Annotated in this window: 23 protein-coding genes and 1 pseudogene; 7 read left to right on the forward strand and 17 right to left on the reverse strand. The window is 64.2% G+C overall.

Annotated features, from left to right (window positions below; all coding sequences use genetic code 11):
* A complete protein-coding gene (gene rfaD / locus N2605_RS23275) occupies positions 1-981 on the reverse strand; it encodes an ADP-glyceromanno-heptose 6-epimerase (protein ID WP_109143132.1) in 981 nt (326 codons plus the stop codon).
* A gap of 158 nt (positions 982-1,139) precedes the next feature.
* Between rfaD and waaF the strand changes: the two genes are divergently transcribed.
* Positions 1,140-2,201 carry a lipopolysaccharide heptosyltransferase II gene (gene waaF, locus N2605_RS23280; protein WP_036029947.1) on the forward strand — a complete coding sequence of 354 codons (1,062 nt, stop codon included), beginning with the start codon at positions 1,140-1,142 and terminating at the stop codon, positions 2,199-2,201.
* A 185-nt stretch (positions 2,202-2,386) separates the two neighbouring features.
* Here the strand turns inward: waaF and N2605_RS23285 are convergent, their stop codons facing one another.
* Complete coding sequence (locus tag N2605_RS23285) at positions 2,387-3,424, reverse strand: glycosyltransferase family 4 protein (protein ID WP_260343299.1); 1,038 nt, start codon at positions 3,422-3,424, stop codon at positions 2,387-2,389.
* Between the two features lie 126 nt (positions 3,425-3,550).
* Here N2605_RS23285 and galE point away from each other — a divergent pair, with 126 nt between their 5' ends.
* From galE to N2605_RS23300, 3 genes are all read left to right on the forward strand, one after another.
* Complete coding sequence (galE, locus tag N2605_RS23290) at positions 3,551-4,564, forward strand: UDP-glucose 4-epimerase GalE (protein WP_036015779.1); 1,014 nt, start codon at positions 3,551-3,553, stop codon at positions 4,562-4,564.
* A 119-nt stretch (positions 4,565-4,683) separates the two neighbouring features.
* Positions 4,684-6,486 (forward strand): ABC transporter ATP-binding protein, encoded by a 1,803-nt coding sequence (locus N2605_RS23295; RefSeq protein WP_036015777.1) that lies wholly within the window; start codon positions 4,684-4,686, stop codon positions 6,484-6,486.
* Positions 6,487-6,519: 33 nt separating this feature from the next.
* Complete coding sequence (locus tag N2605_RS23300) at positions 6,520-7,221, forward strand: fumarylacetoacetate hydrolase family protein (RefSeq protein ID WP_036029941.1); 702 nt, start codon at positions 6,520-6,522, stop codon at positions 7,219-7,221.
* A 72-nt stretch (positions 7,222-7,293) separates the two neighbouring features.
* On the opposite strand, the gene N2605_RS23305 is transcribed toward N2605_RS23300, so the two are convergent.
* On the reverse strand, positions 7,294-7,752 hold the full coding sequence (locus N2605_RS23305; protein ID WP_036015790.1) for a YybH family protein: 459 nt from the start codon (positions 7,750-7,752) through the stop codon (positions 7,294-7,296).
* A 166-nt stretch (positions 7,753-7,918) separates the two neighbouring features.
* Here N2605_RS23305 and N2605_RS23310 point away from each other — a divergent pair, with 166 nt between their 5' ends.
* A complete protein-coding gene (locus N2605_RS23310) occupies positions 7,919-8,467 on the forward strand; it encodes a Spy/CpxP family protein refolding chaperone (protein ID WP_036015773.1) in 549 nt (182 codons plus the stop codon).
* Between the two features lie 93 nt (positions 8,468-8,560).
* Here N2605_RS23310 and N2605_RS23315 read toward each other — a convergent pair whose 3' ends face one another.
* The 3 genes from N2605_RS23315 to N2605_RS23325 form a co-directional block, all read right to left on the reverse strand.
* Positions 8,561-9,490: an aspartyl/asparaginyl beta-hydroxylase domain-containing protein gene (locus tag N2605_RS23315; protein ID WP_036029938.1), complete on the reverse strand. Its 930-nt coding sequence runs from the start codon at positions 9,488-9,490 to the stop codon at positions 8,561-8,563.
* Positions 9,491-9,633: 143 nt separating this feature from the next.
* Positions 9,634-9,789, reverse strand: coding sequence for a hypothetical protein (locus N2605_RS23320; RefSeq protein ID WP_007612486.1), 156 nt, complete (start codon positions 9,787-9,789; stop codon positions 9,634-9,636).
* A 146-nt stretch (positions 9,790-9,935) separates the two neighbouring features.
* Entirely contained in the window at positions 9,936-10,859 is a 924-nt protein-coding gene (locus tag N2605_RS23325; protein ID WP_036029935.1) for a LysR family transcriptional regulator, read from the reverse strand.
* A gap of 212 nt (positions 10,860-11,071) precedes the next feature.
* Between N2605_RS23325 and N2605_RS23330 the strand changes: the two genes are divergently transcribed.
* Positions 11,072-11,782 carry an SDR family NAD(P)-dependent oxidoreductase gene (locus tag N2605_RS23330; RefSeq protein WP_036015767.1) on the forward strand — a complete coding sequence of 237 codons (711 nt, stop codon included), beginning with the start codon at positions 11,072-11,074 and terminating at the stop codon, positions 11,780-11,782.
* Here the strand turns inward: N2605_RS23330 and N2605_RS23335 are convergent.
* The 5 genes and pseudogenes from N2605_RS23335 to N2605_RS23355 all read right to left on the reverse strand — a co-directional run.
* Positions 11,783-12,208 (reverse strand): annotated as a pseudogene (locus tag N2605_RS23335) (ParA family protein); the annotation flags it as partial.
* Positions 12,209-12,350: 142 nt separating this feature from the next.
* The gene (locus N2605_RS23340) at positions 12,351-13,811 is read right to left on the reverse strand and encodes a flavin-containing monooxygenase (RefSeq protein ID WP_260343300.1); all 1,461 of its coding nucleotides are present in this window, start codon (positions 13,809-13,811) and stop codon (positions 12,351-12,353) included.
* Between the two features lie 159 nt (positions 13,812-13,970).
* Positions 13,971-15,392: an adenosylhomocysteinase gene (ahcY, locus tag N2605_RS23345; RefSeq protein ID WP_036015760.1), complete on the reverse strand. Its 1,422-nt coding sequence runs from the start codon at positions 15,390-15,392 to the stop codon at positions 13,971-13,973.
* Between the two features lie 120 nt (positions 15,393-15,512).
* Positions 15,513-16,709, reverse strand: coding sequence for a methionine adenosyltransferase (metK, locus tag N2605_RS23350; RefSeq protein ID WP_036015759.1), 1,197 nt, complete (start codon positions 16,707-16,709; stop codon positions 15,513-15,515).
* Between the two features lie 60 nt (positions 16,710-16,769).
* Positions 16,770-18,125 carry a hypothetical protein gene (locus N2605_RS23355; RefSeq protein WP_225112032.1) on the reverse strand — a complete coding sequence of 452 codons (1,356 nt, stop codon included), beginning with the start codon at positions 18,123-18,125 and terminating at the stop codon, positions 16,770-16,772.
* A gap of 316 nt (positions 18,126-18,441) precedes the next feature.
* Between N2605_RS23355 and N2605_RS23360 the strand changes: the two genes are divergently transcribed.
* Positions 18,442-18,588 (forward strand): hypothetical protein, encoded by a 147-nt coding sequence (locus N2605_RS23360; protein ID WP_157784118.1) that lies wholly within the window; start codon positions 18,442-18,444, stop codon positions 18,586-18,588.
* 158 nt (positions 18,589-18,746) lie between these two features.
* Here the strand turns inward: N2605_RS23360 and N2605_RS23365 are convergent, their stop codons facing one another.
* The 6 genes from N2605_RS23365 to N2605_RS23390 all read right to left on the reverse strand — a co-directional run bounded on the left by N2605_RS23365 (position 18,747) and on the right by N2605_RS23390 (position 24,633).
* Positions 18,747-19,865, reverse strand: a complete 1,119-nt coding sequence (locus tag N2605_RS23365) for a cobalamin-independent methionine synthase II family protein (protein WP_036015736.1) — start codon at positions 19,863-19,865, stop codon at positions 18,747-18,749.
* Between the two features lie 19 nt (positions 19,866-19,884).
* Complete coding sequence (locus N2605_RS23370) at positions 19,885-20,601, reverse strand: ABC transporter ATP-binding protein (RefSeq protein WP_036029900.1); 717 nt, start codon at positions 20,599-20,601, stop codon at positions 19,885-19,887.
* Positions 20,594-21,349, reverse strand: coding sequence for an ABC transporter ATP-binding protein (locus N2605_RS23375; protein ID WP_036043305.1), 756 nt, complete (start codon positions 21,347-21,349; stop codon positions 20,594-20,596). Before N2605_RS23375 ends, N2605_RS23370 begins: the two co-directional genes overlap by 8 nt.
* On the reverse strand, positions 21,346-22,374 hold the full coding sequence (locus tag N2605_RS23380; RefSeq protein WP_225158238.1) for a branched-chain amino acid ABC transporter permease: 1,029 nt from the start codon (positions 22,372-22,374) through the stop codon (positions 21,346-21,348). The genes N2605_RS23375 and N2605_RS23380 overlap by 4 nt, the downstream gene beginning before the upstream one ends.
* 8 nt (positions 22,375-22,382) lie before the next feature.
* Entirely contained in the window at positions 22,383-23,252 is an 870-nt protein-coding gene (locus N2605_RS23385) for a branched-chain amino acid ABC transporter permease (RefSeq protein ID WP_036015727.1), read from the reverse strand.
* A 202-nt stretch (positions 23,253-23,454) separates the two neighbouring features.
* Positions 23,455-24,633 (reverse strand): ABC transporter substrate-binding protein, encoded by a 1,179-nt coding sequence (locus N2605_RS23390; RefSeq protein WP_036015725.1) that lies wholly within the window; start codon positions 24,631-24,633, stop codon positions 23,455-23,457.
* Positions 24,634-24,879 lie beyond the last annotated feature (246 nt).

The following is a 24,879-nucleotide window of genomic DNA, read 5'->3' on the forward strand; positions in this document are numbered from 1 at the left end:
TCAGCGAAAGCGGTCGGGCCGGTCGAGATAATCCCCGACATAGGCCTTCACCGCGTCCTCGAGCGTCGTGAAGCCGCCGTTATAGCCGGCGCGGAGCAGACGATCGACCTCGCTCTGGGTGAAATACTGGTAGCTGTCCCGGATCTGCTCGGGCATGTCGATGTATTCGATGTTGGGCCTGGTGCCGAGCGCCGCATAGGCAGCCAGCATGAGGTCCTTGAAGCTGCGCGCCTTGCCGGTGCCGACGTTGAACAGGCCGGACGCCGACGGCGTCGCGAGCAGCCAAAGGACCACGCGCACGACATCGTCGACATAGATGAAATCGCGACGCTGATCGCCGTCCTCGATGCCCTCGCGATGCGACTTGAACAGCTGCACAACGCGGCCTGCCCTGACGTCGTCGAAGCGCCGCGCCAGCACGCTCATCATCGAGCCTTTGTGATATTCGTTCGGCCCGAACACGTTGAAGAATTTCAGGCCGGCCCATTGCGGCGGGAGCCGATCGCCGCGCGCCACACGTTCGGCGACAGCGAGATCGAACAGGTGCTTGCTCCAGCCGTAGAGATTCATCGGCCGCAACTTCTTCAGCGCCGAAAGCGAAGAATCGTCGTCGAAGCCTTCCGTGCCGTCGCCATAGGTCGCCGCCGAGGACGCGTAGATGAACGGCACGGCATTCATCGTGCACCAGTCCAGCAGGCGCATCGACAGGCGGAAATTGGTCTCGACGACGAGATCACCGTCGGTCGCCGTGGTCGCGGAAATCGCCCCGAGATGGATCATGGCCTCCAGCTTGCGGCCCTTCAGCCAGTCCATCAGCTCGGTCGGGGGAACGATATCCACAAGCTGCCGCTTGGCGAGATTGCGCCATTTGCCTTCGGTTCCGAGGAGATCGCAGATCACGACGTCGCTGCGACCGGCCTCGTTCAGCGCGGCCACGACATTCGATCCGATAAAACCGGCCCCGCCGGTCACCAGCAACATTCCACCTACCTGCCCGATTTTAGGTGCCCGATCCTGCCCTAGCGCATGATCCGCCAAAGTGTAAGCTGTTTTGGGATTGCTCTTCTGCCGCCTTTACCTGCCGGCCCGGAGCGGCTAACCGAGCCGCCATATCGGCACGTGTTCGGCCCTCATAACGAATGAATATTGATTCGCAACTTGGTAGTGATGCAGATCGGAGCGACACACGCCCGATCCTGATCGTCCCCTACATGTGGATCGGCGATTTCGTGCGGAATCACACCGTCGTGCGGGTCCTGAAGGAGCGCTGGCCGAACCGGCCGGTCGATCTCCTCACCACCTCCCTGTGCGCCCCGCTGGTGGACTACATGCCCGGGGTGCGCGCCGGCATCGTCTGGGATATGCCGCGCAGCCGGCTGGCCGTCGCACGCCAGTTCGGCTTGGCAGGGCTGCTGCGGAAACAGAATTACGGCACTGCCCTGGTGCTGCCCCGGACCTGGAAAGCGGCCATCGCGCCGGCACTCGCCGGTATTCCTGAACGGATCGGCTTCGTCGGCGAGTTCCGGTTCGGCCTGCTCAACCGCTGGCGCTGGGGTGAGAAGAAGCTGCCCCGCTTCATCGACAAGAACGCCGCCCTCGCCCAGCCCGACGGCGCGCCCCTGCCCGCGGAATGGCCGGTACCGCAACTGCGCGTCCCGGCCGAGGAGATCGCCCGGTGGCGCGAGGCCAATGGTCTCGGTGCCGGCGCTGCGGTGGCACTCGCCCCGGGCTCGGTCGGCGTCTCCAAGCGCTGGACCTCTTATCCCGAAGCCGCCCGCCTGCTGGTCGAGCGCGGCCTCGAGGTCTGGGTGGTCGGCGGTCCCGCCGAAAAGGAGCTCGCCCAGGAGATCGTCGCCGCCGGCGGCCCGGGCGTCCGCGATCTCACCGGCTCGGACTTGCGCAACGGCATCCTCGCCATGGCCGCCGCCGGCGTTGCCATCTCCAACGATTCCGGCCTGATGCACATCGCAGCCGCCCTGGGCACGCCGACCATGGGCATCTTCGGTCCCACCAGCCCCTATCTCTGGGCCCCGCTGAACGGCCTCGCCGCGACACTGGTGCAGGACAAGGAAAAGCTGTCCTGCCAGCCCTGCCAGAGCACGGTCTGCAAGGTGAACGACCACCGCTGCATGCGGAATATTGCGGCAAGCGAGGTGGTGGGGATTGCGGAGAGGGTGCTGGGGGAAGCGGGAAGCGGGTGACGAACTGAGGCGATCGTGGCTCGGGCCGATGATGACATCCTGCCACTGTTTTGCCCGACGAGTCAAAATTCGTTCGAAAAATCCGCAATCTCTCGAACTCTCCGCCAACTCCTTGATTTTGCTGACCCCGGCTACTGTGCATGGGGTTGTTTTCGCGGTTTTGTTTGCGACAGGCGAAAACGGCCTCAGAGCAGCGGCCGATAGACCGCGCCGATCCGCGCCGCCTCGGCATCGAGGCTGAACTTCTCGAGCACCCGCGCCCGCCCGCGCTCGCCCATCGCGGTCGCCACGGCCACATCACGCATCAGCGGCTCGAGCGCCGCAGCGAGCGCGTCGGCATCTCCCGTCGGGATCAGCACGCCGGTGACACCATCCTCGACGACGAGCTCCGCCGCGCCGGCGCGCGCGGCCACGAGCGCGCTGCCGGCCGCCATCGCCTCGATCAGCGTCAGACCAAAGCCTTCGTTGCGCGAAGTGAAGGCGTAGATGGTCAGGCGCTGATACCAGCGCTGCACTGCTTCGATCGGCAGCTCGCCGGTGATGACGATGCGCGATTGCAGGTTTGCTGCCTCGATGCGCTTCTTCAGGTCGTTGGCAAAGGGCGTCTGCTCGGCCGTCACCTGCCCGACGATGACAGCGGTGAAATCCGGATAGCGCGGCAGCAGACGGCACATCGCATCGACGAACAGATCGGTGCCCTTCTGCGCACGGACGCGGCCGAAACAGCCGATGGCGTAGCGGCCCGGCAGGCCGCTTTCGGCAAAGGCCGCAGCGCGGTCCTGGGGCGGCGCATAGACGTCGGTGTCGACGCCGTGCGGGATCACCGTCGCCGTCACCTTCAGGAACGAGGCCGAGATGTCGCTCGTCGCGATGATCGCATCCATCTGTCGGATCAGCCAGCGCGTGATCCAGCTATGGTGCCGCTGCGCCGCCGAGGTGAACACGAGCTTGAGCGGCCAGCCGAGCGCGCGCAAGCCAACGCCCGCGATCATCTCGTTGTTGCGGCGCGCATGCCAGATCACAGGCCGCTTGCGGCGCCAGAGCTTGAGGAGATCTCCAATGCTCAGGCGCGCGATCCCCGCCGGCGCGTCCGAGCCGAACCAGGCGGCGCGGTACAGCTTTGCCAGCCGCGGCGCCACCATCCGGTTGGTCGCGGTGACCCCGGAATAGCGCCTGTGCAGATTTGGCACGATCAATTCGAGATCGCCGGGGAAACCCGCCACGTCACACTCCATTTCGCAAAGTCCCTATACGCAACATTAAGCATAGTGACCAGTTCAGCTGTGCCGATACCCCCTCTTCACCACGCAAGCGCTAGCCTTGCGCGTTGATCGAAGACGGGTGAGATCATGACTGTGCTAGTCACCGGCGGCGCCGGCTATATCGGAAGTCATACGGTCCTGGCGCTGGCGGAAGCCGGCGAGGACGTCGTCGTGATCGACGATCTCTCCACCGGTTTCTCGGCCTACCTGCCCGAAGGCGTGCCGCTGTTCATCGGCGATGCCGGCGACGAGAACCTGCTCGAAGGCGTGATCGCCCAGCACGACATCGAGAGCATCATCCATTTCGCAGGCTCGGTCGTCGTGCCGGATTCGATGCGCGATCCGCTCGGCTATTACCGCAACAACTTCACCACTGCGCGTAACCTGCTCAACGTGGCGGTCAAGCGCGGCATTGGCCGCTTCATCTTTTCCTCGACCGCTGCGGTCTACGGCAATCCGGATCAGGTGCCGGTGCCCGAGCACGCGCCGACGCGGCCGCTATCGCCCTACGGCTCCTCGAAGCTGATGACCGAGATCATGCTGCACGACGTCGCTGCCGCCTACGGCATGCAATACGTGACCTTGCGTTACTTCAACGTCGCCGGCGCCGATCCGCAGGCGCGCATTGGGCTAGCCACCGTCGGCGCCACGCACCTGCTCAAGATCGCGGTGGAAGCCGCCACCGGCCAGCGCGCCAAGATCGACGTGTTCGGCACTGATTATCCGACCCCGGACGGCAGCTGCATCCGCGACTTCATCCACGTCACCGACCTGTCGCAGGCGCATCGCTCGGCACTCGCTTATCTGCGCAATGGCGGCGCCTCGTCCACGCTCAATTGCGGCTATGGCCGCGGCTATTCGGTGCTGGAGACCATCGACGCGGTGCGCCGGGTTTCGGGCCGCAGCTTCGCCGTGCAATACGCCCCGCGCCGGCCCGGCGACATCATGACCATGGTCGCCGACACCAGCCGCATCCGCAGCCTGCTCGACTGGCGGCCGCAATACGACGACCTCGAGACCATCGCAGCCCATGCGCTGGCCTGGGAGGACAAGTTGTTCCGCGAGCGCCACGGCGAGCTCCGCCACGCCGCCTCCGCCTAGAATCATCCCAAGCGCAAGCCCTTAATTGGGCTTGAAAAACCCGGCTTGAGCGGGCACAGAGGCCCATCGATCCCTGACGCGCGGGCAGGCTTTTGTCCTGCGCCGTCAATGGACACCGGATGGCCCAGTTTCCAAAGAAAATCACCGACGATCCCTACGCGGCAGCGGTCCTGATTCGCCGCCTGATCACGGAACAGGGAATCATCTACTGGCGGCGCTACCTCGTGGCCTTCGCGCTGATGGCGCTGGCGGCCGGTGCGACCGCAGGCGCGACCTACGTGCTCGGCCAGGTCATCAACCAGGCCTATGTCGACAAGAACATCCCGGGCATCGCGATGTTTTCGGGGATCACGGTCGTTCTGCTCTTCATCAAAGGCGTGGCGACCTACGGCCACATGGTGATCCTGACCAAGATCAGCAACGCCATCCTCGCCACCAACCAGCGCCAGCTGTTCGCCAAGCTGATGCGCGAGAGCGTCGGCTTCTTTTCCGAGCGGCACTCCTCCGAATTCCTGGCGCGGCTGACCGCCGGCGCCAAGTCGATCACCGACGTCCTCAACATGCTGGTCAACGCCGTCGGGCGCGACCTCCTGATGCTGCTCGCCATGATCGGCGTGATGGTGTGGCAGGATCCGCTGATGTCGTTCATCGGCCTCGTCGCAGTGCCCCCGGCGATGCTGGTGCTGCGCAAGCTGGTCAAGCGCATCAAGGGCCTCGCCTTCAACCAGTTCACCGGCACCGCCGACATCATGGAGACGATGCAGGAATCGCTTCAGGGCATCCGCACCGTCAAGGCGTTCACGCTCGAAGAGACCATGCAGAGGCGCATCGACGAGAACATCGCGGTCGTCGAACGCAACGCCAACAAGATGGCCCGCGTCGCCAACCGCTCCAACCCGCTGATGGAGATGCTGGGCGGCTTCGCCGTCGCGGGCTGCCTGATGTATGGCGGCTATGCCGTGGTCGCGCTGAACGCCACGCCCGGCGCGTTCTTCTCCTTCATGACCGCATTCCTGATGGCGACCGAGCCGGCCAAGCGGCTGGCCCGGCTCAACATCGATCTCAACAGCCAGCTCGTCGGCGCCCGTATGCTGCTCGAGGTCGTCGACAGCCCCGCGAGCGAGCAGTCCGACGATGACAAGCCGGCGCTGAAGCTGACAGATGCCCGTATCGAGCTGCGCGATGTCAGTTTCTCCTATCGCTCGGGCGAGACGGTGCTCAACCGGATGAGCTTCGTCGCGGAGCCCGGCAAGGTGACTGCGCTGGTCGGCCCCTCCGGCGGCGGCAAGTCGACCGTGCTGGGCCTGCTCCTGCGCTTCTACGAGGTGACGCAGGGCGACATCGTGATCGACGGCCAGCCGATCTCGTCGGTCTCGCGCAAATCACTGCGCGCCCAGACCGCCTATGTCGGCCAGGACGTCTATCTGTTCCGCGACACCATTCGCAACAACATCGCCTTCGGCAAGCCGGACGCCAGCGAGGACGAGATCGTCGAGGCGGCGAAGGCGGCCTGCGCGCACGACTTCATCACGGGCTTTCCGCTCGGCTACGACACGCCCGTCGGCGAGCACGGCACCCAGCTCTCGGGCGGACAGCGCCAGCGCATTGCGGTCGCGCGCGCGCTGCTCAAGAACGCGCCGATCATCCTCCTGGACGAAGCCACTGCCGCGCTCGATTCCGAATCCGAGCGGCAGGTGCAGGAGGCGATCGAGCATCTCTGCCAGAACCGCACCACCATCGTGATCGCGCACCGCCTGCACACCATCATGCACGCAGACAGCATCCTGGTTGTCGAAGGCGGCGAGATCGTCGAGCAGGGCCGCCATGACGAGCTGCTCCGTCGCGGCGGCCGCTATGCCTCGTTCTTCCGCCTGCAGCATCACGACGCCGGCGCTCTGGCGCCGATCAGCGCAACCGCATAGAGTTCGTTCCACCTCAAGAGCAGCGAGACCCGCATGAACGCCGCCTCCTACGTCATCCCGCTTCCGCCCCAGGCTTCGCTTCCCGTCGTCGGCGAGAGCGGCCGTTATCCGGTACGCCGCATCTGGTGCGTCGGCCGCAACTATCTCGAGCACATCCGCGAGATGGGCAATGACGAGCGCGCACCGCCGTTCTTCTTCGCCAAGCATGCCGACATGCTGGTGCCCGACGGCGCCACCATTCCCTATCCGCCTCTGACCAAGGATCTGCATCACGAGGTCGAGCTGGTCGTCGCGATGAAGAGCGGTGGACTGAACATTCCCGCCGACAAGGCTCTGGACCACGTCTACGGCTACGCTGTCGGCATCGACCTCACCCGGCGCGATCTCCAGATCGCATCGCGCAAGAAGGAGCGCCCGTGGGAGATCGGCAAGTCGTTCGACTATTCGGCGCCCTGCTCCGCGCTGCAGCCGGCCTCGAAGATCGGCCATCCCTCCAAGGGCAAGATCTGGCTGACGGTCAACGGCAAGGAAGCGCAGAAGGGCGACCTCACCGAGTTGATTTGGAACGTGCCCGAGATCATCTGGCAGCTCTCCCAGCAGGTGAAGCTCGCCGCCGGCGACATCATCATGACCGGCACGCCCGCCGGCGTGTCGCAGCTCCAGCCTGGCGACAAGCTCGAATGCGGCGTCGACGGCATCGGCACGCTGAAGGTCAGCATCGGCCAGCCGGAATAAGGCTCGCTGCAGCTCGAACTCAAAAGGCCCCGGAATGGGGCCTTTTGCATGTCGATCGTGCACGCGGTCGAGCTACCAGGCCTTTACCGGCCGATTGGCGTGGCTCGCCTGCGGCACACCGCGATTGAGCGACATGTGCGAATGCACGCACAGCCAGCCATCGCCGTTCCTCGAAAACACCATCGTCGCGCGGCCTGGGCGCGCGAACGTGCTGCCATCGGGATGATAGCCCGTGCTCGTCCACGGCGCGACGACGGTTGCCATCATACCGTCCGGTGATGCCAGAACGGAGGTCTGATCGAGGACGAAACGGAAGTCGGTCGTCTTCGGCCAGACATTGTCCCATTGGGTTTTGACCCATTGATCGAGGCCGGGGATGACGTCGCTATGGGTGCCGAAGGCGAGCACGTCCGGATCGAAGAGCGGCCGCGCCGAGGCGTAATCGACCTCTCGGACATAACCCGCGAAGGTGTCCAGCCATCGGCGGAAGAACTGCGTGATCTCAGTATTCGCGGTCGGCAAAGAGGCCATCACCTGCTCCACATTCGGCAACTCAATCACGGCGATCTTTGTTGCCATGGGCCGGACGATCCAGCAAGATTTGTGCTCCGGGATCACTCGATCGCGACAGGTGTCACGTCACAGCCGGGTTCGATGCTTCGACATCGGCCGGCTCCATTTTGTGGGAGCCAGATTCATGAACCGCGTCCTTCTGCTTGCAGCCTCCCTCCTCCTCACGGGCAGCACAGCCGGCGCGCAGTCCAGTCAACCCTATGCCGGCCTTGAGAAGCGCCCCATCAAGGCGCTGTCACAGCAACAGATCGACGATCTCCGCGCCGGACGCGGTATGGGCCTGGCTCTCGCTGCGGAGCTCAATGGATATCCCGGTCCCAGCCACGTCCTCGAGCTCAGTGATCGTCTCGGCCTGACCGCCGATCAGCGCGCCGAGGTTCAACGGCTGTTCGATGCCATGAAACAGGAAGCCGTTCCGCTGGGTAACAAGCTCGTCGAGCAAGAGAGAGCGCTGGAAGACCTCTTCTCTTCCCGCAGGGTCACATCGGAAGCGCTCAAGACCAGCATTGGCGCCATTGCCGAAACTCAGGGGCAGCTCCGCGAGAGCCACCTCAAATACCACCTCTCAACCGCTGCCGTGCTCGATCAGAGCCAGATGCAGCGATATGCAGAGTTACGGGGCTATCAGCGTCCCGACGGCTCCGCAGGGCACAAGCACAAGCACCATCACTAGACAATGCCGACCGAGATCAGACGATCGCGCTAGGGCGGATCGAGATGAGGCAACGGCCGACCAAGCTTCGCTGATCCGCCCCGCGCATTTGCCTCAGTTCAGTGCCGAATACACGATGAGGCCGAGGATCAGCGCCGCCAGCGCGTATTTCAGCGTGTAGTAGACGTTGCGGTTCCACTCCTTCACCTTGCGGCTGGCGAGGTGGATCTCGTAGAGCTTGCCGAACACCTTGTTGAGCACGCCGACGTGCTCACCGTCGACATTCTGGGTCGCCGACGCCTTGACGATGTGATGGCTGACCCAGCGGTTGATCGCGGTCATGAAGCCGTACTTCATCGGGCGCTCGACATCGCAGAACAGGATGATGCGGTTGACGTCGGTCGCATTCTCGGCGCTGTGGATGAAGGTCTCGTCGAACATGAAGGCCTCGCCATCACGCCAGACGCATTCGACGCCATCGACGAGGATCCGGCACTTGTTCGAGTTCGGCGTGACCAGGCCGAGGTGATAGCGCAGAGAGCCGGCGAAGGGATCACGGTGAGCGCCGAGCTTGCCGCCGGGCGGCAGCATCGCGAACATCGCGCCATGCACGCTCGGTATCGATTTGAGTAGCTCCACCGTCGTCGGGCACAGCGTGTTCGCCGACGGCAGGAAGTCGTCGTACCATTTCAGGTAGAACCGCTTCCAGCCGCTCTTGAAGAACGAGTAGAAGCCCCAATCGTTGTTCTTCGCCGCCGCGCGGATAAAACCTTCATCGAACAGGCGCACGGCTTCGTCGCGGATGGTCTCCCAGTTCTCGCGGAGGGGCTTCAGCTCCGGAAACTGATCGACCGAGATCACCGGCTTGTTCGGCACCGCCGAGCCCGCATACATCAGCACATTGTAAGGTGCGAGATAGGTCGAGTGATCGCCGAGCTGGCGCGCGAAGCGCAGCCGCTGCTTGCCGCGGAAGTGGACGTAAATCGTCGAAGCCGCAAGCACGTACAAAATGACGAGCTGCGGCGCAAAAAGCTGTTTCAACATTTCCCCAACCCCCCAAGTGACCCAGCCGGGGTGTCGTGTAGCTCGACCCGGCCGGAGCGGCAAGATATTCGCCGGTGGGTTGCAATCACGCCGGGGAGAGCAAGGGTTGAAACTGGGGTCAAAACCGGCCGAAACGAGCCGAATCAGGCCCGCGACAGCGCCTGCAGGCCCTTGAAGGTCAGGCGTTTGGGGTCGGTGACGCCGGCGAGGTAGAGGCGGCGGATGAAGGCGATGACGGCATCGCGGTCGCAATCGGTCAGCGCGACGACGGCGTCGACCGCTATTCTCTGGGCTTCCATTGGGTTCACCTCGGCCTTGCGCGTAACCCCGGCCGAGACAGGCTAGGACTCATCCGTTAAATCGGCGTTAACCGTTCAGGAACCATCGCCGATTCAGCCGCCCCGCCGTATACGCGAAAACGCGCATTGCGCGGGCATGAAGCGGCTCAACGCGCCTTGGTGCTCTGCTTCAGCAGCGCAAACTGCTTCTTCAGCCGGGGCACGGCGAAGTCGGTGAAGGCGCGCACCTTGGGCACCGAAAGCCGGCCCTGCGGGCAGATCAGATGCGCTGGCATCTCCGGATCCTCGTCGTCCGCCAGCACGATCTCGAGCTCGCGGCGCGAGACCTGCTCGGCCACTTGGTACGAATACATCCGCGCCACGCCGCGCCCGGCCACAGTGGAGGCCACTGCCGCATAGGTGCTGTTGACGACGAGCCGCGGGGTGAACTGCACGGTGCGCGGCGCCGATGAGCCCGGCTGCGGCGCAAAGGTCCAGGAATTGGGCAGATGCGCCATCGCGACGATCTGGTGTTTGGCGAGATCGCCCGGCTCGGTGATGCGCGGATGTTGTTTCAGGTAGCGGGGAGCTGCCACCACGACGCGGCTGATCCCGCCGACCCGCATCGCCAACATCGCCGAATCCGCCAGCGGACCGATGCGAAGCGCGATATCGACGCCTTCCTCGATCAGATTGACCGCACGGTCGAACAGCAGGAGTTTTGCCGATACGGTCGGATAGGCGTCGAGAAACGCGTCGAGGATCGGCCGCAGTACCATCTCGCCGGAGACCACCGGAGCGGTGATCGTGAGCAGACCACGCGGAGCCGTGCGCGGTCCGGCCGCGATGTCCTCGGCCTCCTCCAGATCGGTGAGCACGCGGCGGCAGATCGCGACATAACGCTCGCCTTCCTCGCTCAGCTTGATCGAGCGTGTCGTCCGGTGCAGCAGCTCGGCGCCGACCCGCTGCTCCAGAAAGGCGATGGCGCGGCTCACCGCAGCCGGCGATCGGCCGAGCTTGCGTCCTGCGGCAGCCAAGCTGCCCTCGTCCACCGCAAGGACAAACACCTTCATCGCGTCCAGACGATCCATGCGCTCGCCGCAGCCCCCTGAGATTTCGGCTGAAAGCTAGGCGTTTGCGCCGGCTGCGACAACCTCCGCAAGGATCGATCCGGCATTCGTTCGCGTCGCGAAAGAGTGTCTGCCGGGCAGCGGATATTCGCAAGCAAGCCGCCGCAGCGTACCTCAACGCCCAAGCCAGCCGCCGCTGGCGCAGGTTTTCAAGCCAACAACAGGAGCCCGTCATGGGTATCGAGCAGAAGGTCGCCATCATCACCGGTGCATCGCAGGGTATCGGCGCCGCCCTGGTCCAGGGTTTTCGCGATCGCAACTATCGCGTCGTCGCAACGGCGCGCTCCATCAAGCCGTCGGGTGACGACGACGTCCTCGCCGTTGCAGGCGACATCGCCGAGCGGTCCACCGCAGAGCGCGTGGTGTCGCAAGCGATCGCCCGCTTCGGCCGAGTCGACACGCTGGTCAACAACGCGGGCATCTTCGTCGCAAAACCGTTCACCCAGTACACGGCCGAGGACTATGCCGCAGTTATGGGCACCAATGTCGCGGGCTTCTTCAACATCACGCAGCTTGCCATCGCCGAAATGGAGAAGCAGGGGTCTGGCCACGTCGTCCAAATCACGACGACGCTGGTCGATCAGGCCAATTCGAATGTGCCCTCGGTGCTGGCCTCGCTGAGCAAGGGCGGGCTGAACGCCGCGACCAAGTCGCTCGCGATCGAATACGCCAGGCGCGGCATCCGCGTGAATGCGGTGTCGCCCGGCATCATCAAGTCGCCGATGCACCCGGTCGCGACGCATGCCCAGCTCGACGCACTGCACCCGGTCGGCCATATGGGGGAGATGTCTGACATCGTCGATGCCGTGCTCTATCTCGAGGGCGCCTCCTTTGTCACCGGCGAAATTCTGCATGTCGACGGCGGCCAGAGCGCCGGCCACTGAGAGGAGGAGAACCACGATGCCCATCGTCACCATTAAAGTGACCCGCGAGGGAACGGCGCCGGGTGCGGCGTCGCTCACGGCGGAGGAGAAGGCCGCACTGATCAAGGGGTCGAGCGAGCTGCTGCGCGACGTGCTCGGCAAGCCGCTCGAGTCCACCTTCGTCGTGATCGAGGAAGTCGACACCGACAATTGGGGCTGGGGCGGCGTGCCCGTGCAGGAATTCCGCCGCCGCCGCGCCACGGCAACGCGCTCGACGCGGGGATAGGGAAGATCGCGGCGCTCTTTCCATTTCGAGATCGTACCTTGCGCGTCCGCCTCAATGAGAACGACACGCTCAGCGCGCTCCATTGCTGCCACCGCCAGTCCAACGGACAGCGTACTCTTGCCGCTTCCGCCTTTTTGCGTGACCAGGGCAAGGACGTGCATGTCCTGCGCTCCCCTTAAGACGGCGACTACGCGAAACTCAGACGTTGTCGGAACTAAACTTCTTGCAGCGCAAAAATACTACCGCAAGTCGCGATTCGTCTCAAGCGAACGCGGGGCTATCCCGGTATCCTACGTAGCAAGATCAGGAATACTGCATCACGCCATCGTCGATCCGACCGAAGCGCAACGAGACGATGTCGAGCGCGTAGTTCTGGTGGAGCCGCCAGGGCCGCTTCGAGCCCTGCTTCGGCATCTTGGCGATCGAGCGCTGCACGTAGCCCGAGGTGAAATCGAGCGAAGGCTGCGCGGTGATAGTGGGATCATCGTTGTGCGGCATGCACTGGCGGAAATTGTGCCGGTCCATGTAATTGATGAGGCGACAGACATATTCGCAGGTGAGGTCGCATTTCAGCGTCCAGGACGCGTTGGTGTAGCCGAAGGCCGAGGCCATGTTCGGCACGTCGGCATACATCATGCCCTTGTAGGTCAGCGTGTTGGCGAAATCGACGGAGCGGCCGTCGACGCTGACCTCGAGGCCACCGGCGACCTGGAGCACCAGCCCGGTCGCCGTCACGATGATGTCGGCCGCCAGCTCGCGGCCGTCCTTCAGACGGATGCCATCATGCGTGAAGGTCTCGATCTCGCTGGTGACGACGCTGGCGCGCTGCTCGCGGATCGCCTTGAAGAGGTCGCCATCGGGCACGAGGCACAGCCGCTGGTCCCAGGGATTGTAGCGCGGCGTGAAGTGGGTCGCGACGTCGTAGTCCGGGCCGAGCGCCATCTGCACGCCCTTGAGGATCAGATCCTTCACCTTCGCCGGCCTGCGCCGGCTGAGCTGGAAGAAGAACATCCCCCACATCACGTTGCGCCAGCGGATCAGGTGATAGGCGAACTTCGCCGGCAGGTTGCGGCGCAGCTTGTTGGCGAGGATATCCTGCGCCGGCCGCGACACCACATAGGTCGGCGAGCGCTGCAGCATGGTGACCTGCTCCGCCTGCTTGGCGAGCTCCGGCACCAGCGTTACCGCTGTCGCGCCCGAGCCGATCACGACGACACGCTTGCCCGCGTAGTCGACGTCCTCGGTCCATTTCTGCGGATGCACGATGCGGCCGGCGAAATCAGCGACGCCCTTGAACTCCGGCGTATAGCCCGCTTCGTATTTGTAATAGCCTGAGCACATGAATAGAAAGTTGCAGGTGAAGCGCACCAGCTCGGTCGCGCCCTCGCCCGTGATGCGCTCGGCCTCGACGGTCCAGCGCGCATCCGGCGTCGACCACGCCGCGCGCTTGACGCGGTGGTGGAAGCGGATGTGCTTGTCGATGCCGTTCTCGCTAGCAGTCTCGCGCACGTAGTTCAGGATCTGCGGCCCGTCGGCGATCGCCTTCGGATCGGTCCACGGCTTGAACGAATAGCCGAGGGTGAACATGTCGCTGTCAGAGCGGATGCCGGGATAGCGGAAGAGGTCCCAGGTGCCGCCGATGCAATCGCGTCCCTCGAGGATGACGTAGCTCTTGGCCGGACACTTGGTCTGCAGATGATAGCCGGCGCCGATGCCTGATAGCCCGGCGCCGACGATCAGCACGTCGAAATGTTCTTGTTGCATGGTTTCCTCCGCCGGGGCGGATTGTCCGCCTGCCGCTGCAGGCCGTCAATCGGCAATCAACGTGCCGCAACTGCAAAGCGAATTGAATTCCATGCCCCGAAACAACAAAGCCCCGGATCGCTCCGGGGCTTTGCGTCGATGGTTGGTCGAACCGGTGGCTCAGTAGCGGTAGTGGTCCGATTTGTATGGGCCTTCCTGCTTCACGCCGATATAGTCGGCCTGGTCCTTGCGGAGCTCGGTGAGCTTGACGCCGATCTTGGAGAGGTGCAGGCGGGCGACCTTCTCGTCGAGCGTCTTGGGCAGCACGTAGACCTTCTTCTCGTACTTGCCGTCCTTGTTGTTGGCGAACAGCTCGATCTGCGCCAGCGTCTGGTTGGTGAAGGACGCCGACATCACGAAGGACGGATGGCCCATCGCGTTGCCGAGGTTCACGAGGCGGCCCTCCGACAGCAGGATGATGCGGTGCTTGTCGGGGAACTCGATCTCGTCGACCTGCGGCTTGATGTTGGTCCACTTCAGATTGCGCAGAGACGCGATCTGGATCTCGTTGTCAAAGTGGCCGATGTTGCAGACGATGGCGCGATCCTTCATCGCGCGCATGTGCTCGATGGTGATGATGTCCTTGTTGCCGGTGGCGGTGACGAAGATGTCGGCCCGCGGCGCGGCGTCTTCCATGGTCACGACCTCGTAGCCTTCCATTGCCGCCTGCAGCGCGCAGATCGGATCAACCTCGGAGACCATGACGCGGCAGCCGGCCTGGCGCAGCGAGGCGGCCGAGCCCTTGCCGACGTCGCCGAAGCCGGCGACCATCGCGACCTTGCCCGACAGCATCACGTCGGTGCCGCGGCGGATGCCGTCGACCAGCGATTCACGGCAGCCATAGAGGTTGTCGAACTTCGACTTGGTGACGCTGTCGTTGACGTTGATGGCCGGCCACAGCAGCGTGCCTGCCTTCTGCATGTCATAGAGACGATGCACGCCCGTCGTGGTCTCCTCGGAAACGCCCTTGATGCTGTTGGCGATCCCGGCGAAGTAGCCCTTCGGCTTTTCCTTGAGCTGCTTCTTCAGAAGCGCGAAGAACACTTCCTCTTCCTCGGAGCCGGGCTTGTCGAGGAAAGCGGTGTCGCCGTTCTCGGCGCGCAGACCGAGATGGACATACATGGTGGCGTCACCGCCGTCATCGAGGATCATGTTCGGGTGACCGCCGCCGTGCCAGTCGAACAGCTTGGCGGTGTAGTCCCAGTACTCGGTCAGCGTCTCGCCTTTGACGGCGAAGACGGGAATGCCGGCGGCGGCGATCGCAGCGGCAGCGTGATCCTGCGTCGAATAGATGTTGCAGGAGACCCAGCGGATGTCGGCGCCGAGCGCGGCGAGCGTCTCGATCAACACGCCGGTCTGGATCGTCATGTGCAGCGAGCCAGCGATGCGCGCGCCCTTCAGCGGCTGCTTCGGGCCGTACTCCTCGCGGGTGGCCATCAGGCCAGGCATCTCGGTCTCGGCCAGCGAGAGCTCCTTGCGGCCGAAATCGGCGAGCGAAATGTCCTTGACGATGTAATCGGTGAAGCCGGGCTTCGCGTTCATGAGAGGTTCCTGTTTGTTTGGCCCGTCATTCCGGGGCGCTCGTGACACGAGCGAACCCGGAATTCGGAGGTTCGAGATTCCGGATTCGCCGCCGTCGCGGCGCCCCGGAATGCAAGAGAACTAGAGCGCGCGCTTGAGCTGCTCGACGAGGTCGGTCTTCTCCCAGGAGAAGCCGCCCTCGTTGTCGGGCGTGCGGCCGAAATGGCCGTAGGCCGAGGTGCGCGCGTAGATCGGCCGGTTGAGATCGAGATGAGTGCGGATGCCGCGCGGGGTGAGGTCCATCGCCTTGGCGGCGGCCTTCTCGAGCTGATCTTCCGAAACCTTACCGGTGCCGTGGGTGTCGATGTAGATCGACAGCGGACGTGCCACGCCGATGGCATAGGCCAGCTGCAGCGTGCAGCGGTCGGCAAGGCCGGCGGCGACGATGTTCTTCGCGACGTAGCGTGCGGCATAGGCCGCGGAGCGGTCGACCTTGGTCGGATCCTTGCCGGAGAACGCGCCGCCGCCATGCGGGGCCGCGCCGCCATAGGTGTCGACGATGATCTTGCGGCCGGTCAGGCCGGAATCGCCGTCGGGACCGCCGATGTAGAACTTGCCGGTGGGGTTGATGTGCCAGATTGTCTTCGCGGTGATCCAGTCCTTCGGCAGCGCCTCGCGCACATAGGGTTCGACGATCTCGCGAACCTGGTTCGAGCTGAGGTCGGGAACCAGATGCTGGTGCGACACGACGATCTCGCGCACGCCGACCGGCTTGCCGTTCTCGTACTGCACGGTGACCTGGCTCTTGGAGTCCGGACCCAGCACCTTCTCCTTGCCGGAGTGCCGGGCTTCCGAGATCAGGCGCAGGATCTTGTGGGCGTAGAAGATCGGCGCCGGCATCAGATCGGGCGTCTCGTTGGTGGCGTAGCCGAACATGATGCCCTGGTCGCCCGCGCCTTCTTCCTTGACCTCGCCCGGCTGCAGCGCATCGACGCCCTGGGCGATGTCGGCCGATTGCGGATGCAGGAGGATCTCGATGTCGCAGGTCTTCCAGTGGAAGCCTTCCTGCTCGTAGCCGATGTCCTTGATCGCGCCGCGGACGACGCCCTCGATCTGCTCGTTGGTCACCGACTTCGGGCCGCGGGTCTCGCCGGCGATCACCACCTTGTTGGTGGTCGCGAGCGTTTCGCAGGCGGCGCGGATCTGCCAGGGGTCGATGCCCGCCTTAGGCCCTTCACGGTAGAACAGGTCGACGATCTCATCGGAGATCCGGTCACAGACCTTGTCCGGATGGCCCTCGGACACGGACTCGCTGGTGAAGAGATAGGACGCGCGCATCAGTAACCCCTTGTTCCGCCGCTAGCTGGCGGGCGTTTGCGATGTTTACTTTTGATGATGTCAATCACGCCGGCGCGAGATGACGTAGGATTCGTCGAGAAACCAGAGCCCGTTGTACTTCCGCAGCACATCCCTGGCGGCATCCAGAGTGCGGCCGTTTTGAGTCATTTCTGTCAATCGGTCGTCCTCAATCTGAGCCACATACACCGCCGCATTCCACGCTGCAAAGGCCGTCGAGGTTCCAATGGTGCCGGTGACCTCGTTGGGCAGAGCTTCCATATCATACCTGAAGATCGAACGATTGTCCGCGTATGCATTAAAATTTAAGTCGCGGCCCACCGATCCAAGTTCATACTTAACGGCACGCAGTAGCTCATGACGGCTGACTGAGAAAGGATTTTCTCCCGGCCAGATCGCCTGGATCATTTCCATGCCCGGATCCTGCCCATGGGAGTGGATACCGATCAGCCTGCCGCCCGGCCGCAGCGCCCGCGCCAGAGGTGCAATGATCCGCTTGGCCCGGAAATTGACCGATGACAGGGCCCGGTACGGCTGGGATGCGATGACGAGGTCGAAATTGGCCTCAGTCTGGCCTGGCCGCGGAATGGTCGAATCCAGCAGGAACCTGTGGTCCTCGCGATAGAGCACGAGGACGACCGGCCGCTCGTAGAGCGGCATGGCCGTGCGTGGGCTGATCGCAGCGCGCCAGTTCTGCTCCAGAAAGGGCCTCAGCTCCGCGATCTGCTGCTCGAACTCGCCCGACGAAGCGCCGCGGAGCGGCACCTCGTGCCAGACGGTGGCGGCCGCCGCGGCGGGCGACGCTGGCGTCAGCCAGGGCGCCTCCGCGTAGAACATGTTGGTGAACACAAACACCGATGCCGGGTGCTCGAAAATGCGGTCCGGCACCTTCTCCAGCGTCAGGCGCAAATCCTCCAGGCTGAGCTCCTTGCCCGCGACGTAGAACGGCATGTGCGGAAAGCGCTGGTGCGTGGCGCGCAGCACCCGCGCCAGCACCGTTCCGTCGCCGACGCCGGCGTCGAACAGACGCAGCGCCGGCGGGCGCGGATGGATGGAGCTCAGCTCCAAGGCAACCCTGTCTGCGATCACCCGCTTTTCGCTGCAGGTGTGGACGAACAGCAGATATTTCTGGCGGTTCTCGAAGAAGCGGAAATTGCCTCGTGGATCGCGCTTCTCGGGCGGTACCTGAAGTCCCCGCGGCGGCGGCACGCCGCCGGCCATCGACGCCGCCATATAGGCCTGGATCCGCTCCAGCGTGTCGATGGTGATGCGCTTTCCCTCGCGCAGGCGGTGCACCAGCTTCCCATCGTTCACCGCGCGCCGGCCGAACGTCGATTCCGCCATGTCCGCCTTGCGGCAGAAGTCGGTGATCTGGCTCAGGATTTCGTCGTTCTTCATGAGTGGGAAATCGGTGGGCAGACGGATTGGGACCAATCTCCTAGCAAAATCTGCCCACTGAGGGAATAGCGGATCCAAGCGCCTCCTTCACAGTTTGCTCCGGCCGCGAGCCGCGCCCCACTCTGGCCCCGCCGAGCAACAACTGGCGCTTCTCCTCTGATCGCCTCCTTACCGTGCGCGCCTGCCCGGTCGCCCTGCTCGCCGCGCTCCTGTGGTCCGCCCGCGGTCGCGTAGGCACGCGCAATCAGCTCGAGCCGAGCTGCACGGCGGACACGACGCCGCAGACAAGATGATCAATGCCTGCGAAGGAATTAGCGTGGGAGGTGCAGGGGCACGGCCCGCCGAGCGGCACGAGCTCAATCGCGGCAAGGCCAGGCGCGGCAAGGTGATCTCGACCCCGAAGAACAAGCATGTGCCCATGGTCGAACTCCTCTCTGTGGGGGTCTATCTGGCGGAGAAGTGACTCGTGCCCGGACGCAGCGCAGCGCTTCTCAGCGGTGCTCTGCAGAGCTGAGGCCTATAGCTCCGCGCAGCAAGTCGAGCAGCATGGGTCCCGGACGCGCAGCAACGCTGGAGCGTTGCTGCGCGTCCGGGACACGGGTGAGCCTTAACGGCGGAGCCTTACTGCCCCCACACTTCCTTCGCGATCTCGACCGCGAGGCTGAGCTTGGCCCACTGCTCCTCCTCGGAGAGGATGTTGCCCTCTTCCGTCGAGGCAAAGCCACATTGCGGCGACAGCGCGAGCTGCTCCAAGGGCGCGAACTTGGCGGCTTCTTCCAGGCGTCGCTTGATATCGTCCTTCTTCTCGAGCTCGCCGAACTTCGAGGTGATGACGCCGACCACGACGACCTTGTTGCCCTTGGGCAGGAACCGCAGCGGCTCGAAGCCGCCGGCGCGGTCGCTGTCGTACTCCAGGAAGTAGCCGTCGTAATTGGTGCCGGCGAGCATGGTCTCGGCCACCGGCTCGTAGCCACCCGAGGAAATCCAGGTCGAGCGGAAATTACCGCGGCAGACGTGGGTCGTCACCACCATGTCGGCCGGCTTCTCCGCCAGCGCGTAGTTGATGATGCGCGCATAGATCTGTTGCAGCCCATCCGGATTATCGCCGCGCTCGCGTGCCTTCTGCAATTCGTCCTGCGAGCAGAGATAGGCCCAGACGGTGTCGTCGAACTGGAGATAGCGGCAGCCGGCGTCGTAGAACGCCTTCACGGCCTTGCGGTAGGTCTTGCCGAGATCTTCGTAGAAGGCGTCGAGATCGGGATAGACGTCCTTGGAGATCGACTTGCGTCCGCCGCGGAAGTGGAGCACTGCCGGCGAAGGGATCGTCATCTTGGCGGTGACGTGAGCCTGGTCGGCGACCTTCTTCAGGAAGCGGAAGTGATCCAGCATCGGGTGGCTGTCTGGAAAGTCGAGCTTGCCGATGACGCGGACCGCATCGTGACGGGTCTGCACGCCCGTGAACTGGATGCCGGTGTCGGGGTGAAACAGCTCGCAGCCGGTGAGCTTGGCCAGGAAGTCGAAATGCCACCAGGAGCGGCGGAATTCGCCGTCGGTCGCGAGCTTCAGCCCGATCGAGGCCTGCTTGTGCACGACCTTCTCGATCTCCATGTCCTCGATCTTGCGCAGATCGTCGGCCGAGATCTCGCCCTTCTCCAGCCGGCTACGGGCTTCCTTGATCTTGAGCGGACGCAGGAGGCTGCCGACCTCGTCGGCGCGGAAGGGGGCTGTGGTTCGCTGCATGTGTTACTCCCTGGACATCTTAGTGGGCCGCCGCCCCGGCGACGCCGAGATGGCGCTCCAGGACAGAGGGGTCGGTCTTCAGCGCGGCGCTCGGAGCGTCGTGGACGATCGTTCCGCGCTCCAATATCACAACGCGATCGGCGAGCCCCAGAATCTTTTGGGCATTCTGCTCTACGATGATCGAACAGATACCTCCGGACCGGGTGATGGTCCCGATCGCCTTCAAGAGTTCCTCGACGATGATGGGCGCAAGGCCCTCCATCGGCTCGTCCAGCAGCAGGACTTTCGGATTGAGGGTAAGTGCGCGACCGATCGCCAGCATCTGCTGCTCGCCGCCGGAGAGCTGGTTGCCGAAATTGCTCCGCCGCTCCTTCAGCCGCGGGAACATCTCGTACACCTTCTCGACCGTCCAGGGACCGGGCTGCGCTACGGCGGTCATGTTCTCTTCCACCGTCAGCGAGCGGAAGATGTTGCGCTCCTGCGGCACCCAGCCGATGCCGGCGCGCGCCCGCTGGTCGGGCCGCATCGCCGTCACATCGGTGCCGGCCAGCGCAATGGAGCCTGCGAAGCGGCGCGTGACGCCGACGATGGAGTTGATCAGCGTGGTCTTGCCGGTGCCGTTGCGCCCGAGCAGCGCCAGCACCTGTCCTTCGGCGAGGCGGAGCGTCATCTTCGGCAGCACCACCGCCTCGCCGTAGCCGGCGCGAAGCGAATCGATCGCGAGCAGGTCAGACATCGACCGCCTCCTCGCCGAGATAGACCGCCTTCACCTGCGGATCGCGCGCGACCTCTTCGGGCGGGCCTTCGGTCAGCAGCGCGCCCGAGACCAGCACCGAGATGCGATCAGCAAAGGAGAACACGAGGTCCATGTCGTGCTCGATCAGGAGCACGGTGACGTCCCGCGGCAGGCTGCCCACGACGGCGAGAATGTCGTGGCGCTCGCTCTCGGGCACGCCGGCGGCGGGCTCGTCGAGCAGCAGCACGCGCGGCTTGGCCGCAATGGCCACCGCGATCTCGAGCAGGCGCTGCTTACCGTAGGGCAGCGTCACGGTCTCTTCGTTCATGACGTCGAGCAGATGGAAGCGGGAGAGCAGATCGGCGGTCTCGCCATTGACGTCACTGCGCGTGCCCATCCGTCGCCACCAGTCGCCGCCATGGCCGAGGCGCTCGGAGACCGCGAGCCCGATGGTCTCCAGGGGAGTCAGGTCCGGGTAGAGCTGGTTGATCTGGAACGTGCGCGACAACCCGCGCAGCACGCGCTTGTGCACCGGCAGATCGGTGATGTCCTGACCTTCGAGCAGGATGCGGCCTGCGTTCGGCTTCAGCACGCCGGTGAGCTGGTTGATGACCGTGGTCTTGCCGGCACCGTTCGGACCGATCAGCGCGTGGCGGGCGCCCTGCTCGACCTTCAGGGACAGATCGCGGGTGACGCGCAGGCCGCCGAACTGCTTTTCGAGATTTTGGGTTTCGAGCGCGATGGTCATGAATCGCTCTCCGGCACGGCGACGACCGCCTTGCGGCCCGCAATCTGCCTGATGATCAGGTTCGGCACATACAGCACCCAGCGATGCAGGCGCTGGCGGCCGACCAGCACGATCACGACCAGCACGAGGCCGATCCAGAACTGCCAGTATTGCGGCGTGATGGTCGAGAACAATTCCTGGAGCAGGCGGAAGATCACCGCGCCGACCAGCCCGCCGTAGAGATAGCCGGTACCGCCGATCACCAGCACCAGCATCAGGTCCGCGGAGCGCTCGAAGGCGAACACGTCGAGCGAGGCGATCGCGGTCGTCTGGGTGAACAGCGCGCCCGCAATCCCGGAATAGAACGCAGCCAGCGTATAGATCGCGATCAGGCGGCGGTTGACCGGAATGCCAATGGCGGCGGCGCGGAGGGGATTGTTCTTGATGGCGCGCAGCGACAGGCCGAACGGGGAATGCACGACGCGGCGGGCGAACAGGAACAGCAGGAACAACACGGCCAGCGAATAGAAGAAGCCGGCCTTGCCGAACATGTCGAACGGGATCTCGCCGAAGATCGGCTGCATCTCGATGCCCTGCAGGCCGTCGGTCCCACCGGTGATATTGGAGAAGCGCTCGGCGAGCGCTTCCAGCAGCAACGCAATGCCGAGCGTCACCATCAGGCGCGTCAGGTCGACGCCGCGGATCACCAGAAAGCTGGTGGCAAAGCCGAGCACCATGGCGGCAAGGCCGGCGACGATCAGCGCCAGCACGGGCTCCTTGACGATGCCGTGCAGCGCCAGCAGCCCCGCGGCATAGGCGCCGACGCCGAAGAAGGCGGCATGGCCCAGCGAAACGATGCCGGCATAGCCGAGGATGAGATCGAGCGACATCGCGAACAGCGCGAGGCGCAGGATGTCGGTCATGATCAGATAGCGCGACGGAAATGCGAAGCCGCAGGCCAGCACGATCAGCCAGAAGGCGATTTCGCCGTAGTGCCAGCGCGCCTGGCGCTGGGCATGGTAGCCGACGTCGGAAGCAGCGCTCATCGGTGAACTCAACGCGCGGCCGTGCGGCCGAACAGGCCGTTCGGGCGCCAGATCAGGATCACGATCATGATGGTGTAGATCACGAAGGGGCCCATCTTCGGCACGTAATATTTGCCGGCGACGTCGCCGATGCCGAGCAGCAGCGAGGCGAGGAACGGGCCCGTTATCGAGGAGGAGCCGCCGACGGTGACCACGATCAGGAAGTAGATCATGAACTTCAGCGGGAAATACGGATCGAGGCCGAGGATCTCGGCGCTGAGCGCGCCGCCGAGGCCGGCGAGCCCGCAACCGAAGGCAAATGTGAAGGCGAATACCTGCGGCACGTTGATGCCGAGACCGCTCGCGGCGCGGGGGTCATCGACCGCCGCCCGCAGGCGGCTGCCGAAACGCGTCTTCGCCAGCACCATTTGAAGCGCGATGGTCAGCAGGCCGCAGATCACGATGATCATCAGCCGGTAGCGGCCGATGCCGACGCCGAACAGATCGAACTGGCCTTGGAGCGCGGCGGGCAAATTGATGAAGACGCGCGAGGATCCCTGGATGTAATCGACGGCTGCCACCGACATGAAGGTCAGGCCGATCGTGAACAGCACCTGGTCGAGGTGGCTGCGGGCGTAGAGATGACGGTACAGCGTCCGTTCGAGCGCGATGCCGATCGCAGCCGAGGAGACGAAAGCGAGCGGCAAAGCGGCGAAGAACGGCCAACCCATCCGGTTGACCAGCACCATGCAGATATAGCCCCCCGCCATCGCGAAGGCGCCGTGGGCGAGATTGACGAAGTTCATCAGGCCCAGCGTGACCGCGAGCCCGCAGGCGAGCACGAACAGCAGCATGCCGTAAGCGACGCCATCGAACAGGTTGGTGAGGATTGCGGTCATCAGCAGTCGAGGGTCATCTCAAGTGTGGCCAAGGGCCGTGCTGCACTCCCTCTCCCGCTTGCGGGAGAGGGTTGGGGAGAGGGTCTTTCCACTTGGAGGATTCCCGACGACGAGAGAACCCTCACCCGGCGCTCCGCGTCGACCTCTCCCGCAGGGCAGGCGGGAGAGGTGAGGAGAGCCCGGGATGACGCGCTTTCGCGCGTCACTTCTTGGTCTTGCCGAGATCTTTGACAGCCTCGAAGGTCGCGAACTCGACATTGTAGAGTTCGCCATCCACTTTCTCGACCTTGCGGATGTAGATGTTCTGCACGATGTCGCGGGTCTCGGGGTCGATCGAGATCGGACCGCGCGGGCTCTCCCACTTCTGGCCCTTCATGGCCTCGATCAGCTTGTCGCCGTTGGTGTCGCCACCTGTCTTCTTCAGCGCCTCGTAGATCAGGTGGATGCCGTCATAGCCGCCCACGGCCATGAAGCCCGGACGGTTGCCGAAGGCCTTCTTGTAGGCCGCGACGAAATCCTTGTTCATCTGCGAGGGGTGCGCCGCGGAATAGAGATGCGCGGTGACCGTGCCGAGCACGGCGTCGCCCATGTTGTTGAGCAGATCGTCGTCGGTGACGTCGCCCGGCCCGATCACCTTGATGCCGGCCTTGTCGAGGCCACGCTCGGCATATTGCTTCATGAAGTTGCCGCCCTGGCCCGCCGGCACGAACACGAAGATCGCGTCCGGCTTTGCGTCCTTCATGCGCTGCAGGAACGGAGCGAAGTCGGGGTTCTGCAGCGGCACCTTGACTTCTTCGACCACCTCACCGCCGCCGGCCGTAAAATGTTGCTTGAAGAAGTTGAGGGCGTCATTGCCCGGCGCGTAGTCCGAGGTCAGCGTCGCGACCTTCTTGATGCCGTTCTTCACCGCCCAATCGCCGATGATGGTCGAGGACTGCGCCAGCGTGAAGCTGGTGCGCACGATATAGGGCGAACGTTCGGTGATAATGGAGGTGCCGGCCGCCATCACGACTTCAGGAATCTTGGCCTGGGTAGCCAGCGGCGCGGCGGCGAGCGCGGCCGGCGTCACGCCGAAGCCGGCGATGAAGTTGACCTTGTCGTTGACGATCAGCTCCTGCGCGGCAGTCTTGGTCTTATCCGGGATCGCCGCGTCGTCCTTGACGATGATTTCGATCTTCTTGCCGGCGACGGTGTCGCCCTTCTGCTGCATGTAGAGCTTGATCGCGTTCTCGATCTGCTTGCCGGTCGAGGCCTGGCCGCCGGTCATCGGCAGGATCAGCCCGATCTTGACCGTGTCTTGCGCCTTGGCAGGCGCGACGGCCGCGAGGCCCGCGATCGCAACGACCGCTGCGGTGCGTAAAAAAATCCTGCGTTCGAACATCAGATGTCCCTCCCCTTCATTCCTCACCTCTTGTGCGGCGGACCGAGTACCCGGTCCTTGCCGCGCTTCACTCACGGACAAGCCATGCCGTGCGGCCACATGGCGTCCTCTGTAACCCCGTTGTCAATCGAACGTTGGGCGACCATTCGGCGCAAGCCGCGCAATCTGCCTCAACAACGGCGGAGAGCTATTTGTACGATTGTACAAATGAAATGGTCCTGTCAACGAAAAAGCCCTGTGACACTG

This window comes from Bradyrhizobium yuanmingense, from assembly GCF_025200905.1.
Lineage (GTDB): Bacteria > Pseudomonadota > Alphaproteobacteria > Rhizobiales > Xanthobacteraceae > Bradyrhizobium > Bradyrhizobium yuanmingense.

What these genes read in the sequence shown, in the direction of transcription:
- rfaD (WP_109143132.1), bottom strand. Translation starts at nt 981, where the DNA reads ATGTTGCTGGTGACCGGCGGGGCCGGTTTTATCGGATCGAATGTCGTG.
- waaF (WP_036029947.1), top strand. Translation starts at nt 1,140, where the DNA reads ATGAATATTGATTCGCAACTTGGTAGTGATGCAGATCGGAGCGACACA.
- galE (WP_036015779.1), top strand. Translation starts at nt 3,551, where the DNA reads ATGACTGTGCTAGTCACCGGCGGCGCCGGCTATATCGGAAGTCATACG.
- N2605_RS23295 (WP_036015777.1), top strand. Translation starts at nt 4,684, where the DNA reads ATGGCCCAGTTTCCAAAGAAAATCACCGACGATCCCTACGCGGCAGCG.
- N2605_RS23300 (WP_036029941.1), top strand. Translation starts at nt 6,520, where the DNA reads ATGAACGCCGCCTCCTACGTCATCCCGCTTCCGCCCCAGGCTTCGCTT.
- N2605_RS23305 (WP_036015790.1), bottom strand. Translation starts at nt 7,752, where the DNA reads ATGGCCTCTTTGCCGACCGCGAATACTGAGATCACGCAGTTCTTCCGC.
- N2605_RS23310 (WP_036015773.1), top strand. Translation starts at nt 7,919, where the DNA reads ATGAACCGCGTCCTTCTGCTTGCAGCCTCCCTCCTCCTCACGGGCAGC.
- N2605_RS23315 (WP_036029938.1), bottom strand. Translation starts at nt 9,490, where the DNA reads ATGTTGAAACAGCTTTTTGCGCCGCAGCTCGTCATTTTGTACGTGCTT.
- N2605_RS23320 (WP_007612486.1), bottom strand. Translation starts at nt 9,789, where the DNA reads ATGGAAGCCCAGAGAATAGCGGTCGACGCCGTCGTCGCGCTGACCGAT.
- N2605_RS23325 (WP_036029935.1), bottom strand. Translation starts at nt 10,859, where the DNA reads ATGGATCGTCTGGACGCGATGAAGGTGTTTGTCCTTGCGGTGGACGAG.
- N2605_RS23330 (WP_036015767.1), top strand. Translation starts at nt 11,072, where the DNA reads ATGGGTATCGAGCAGAAGGTCGCCATCATCACCGGTGCATCGCAGGGT.
- N2605_RS23340 (WP_260343300.1), bottom strand. Translation starts at nt 13,811, where the DNA reads ATGCAACAAGAACATTTCGACGTGCTGATCGTCGGCGCCGGGCTATCA.
- ahcY (WP_036015760.1), bottom strand. Translation starts at nt 15,392, where the DNA reads ATGAACGCGAAGCCCGGCTTCACCGATTACATCGTCAAGGACATTTCG.
- metK (WP_036015759.1), bottom strand. Translation starts at nt 16,709, where the DNA reads ATGCGCGCGTCCTATCTCTTCACCAGCGAGTCCGTGTCCGAGGGCCAT.
- N2605_RS23355 (WP_225112032.1), bottom strand. Translation starts at nt 18,125, where the DNA reads ATGAAGAACGACGAAATCCTGAGCCAGATCACCGACTTCTGCCGCAAG.
- N2605_RS23365 (WP_036015736.1), bottom strand. Translation starts at nt 19,865, where the DNA reads ATGCAGCGAACCACAGCCCCCTTCCGCGCCGACGAGGTCGGCAGCCTC.
- N2605_RS23370 (WP_036029900.1), bottom strand. Translation starts at nt 20,601, where the DNA reads ATGTCTGACCTGCTCGCGATCGATTCGCTTCGCGCCGGCTACGGCGAG.
- N2605_RS23375 (WP_036043305.1), bottom strand. Translation starts at nt 21,349, where the DNA reads ATGACCATCGCGCTCGAAACCCAAAATCTCGAAAAGCAGTTCGGCGGC.
- N2605_RS23380 (WP_225158238.1), bottom strand. Translation starts at nt 22,374, where the DNA reads ATGAGCGCTGCTTCCGACGTCGGCTACCATGCCCAGCGCCAGGCGCGC.
- N2605_RS23385 (WP_036015727.1), bottom strand. Translation starts at nt 23,252, where the DNA reads ATGACCGCAATCCTCACCAACCTGTTCGATGGCGTCGCTTACGGCATG.
- N2605_RS23390 (WP_036015725.1), bottom strand. Translation starts at nt 24,633, where the DNA reads ATGTTCGAACGCAGGATTTTTTTACGCACCGCAGCGGTCGTTGCGATC.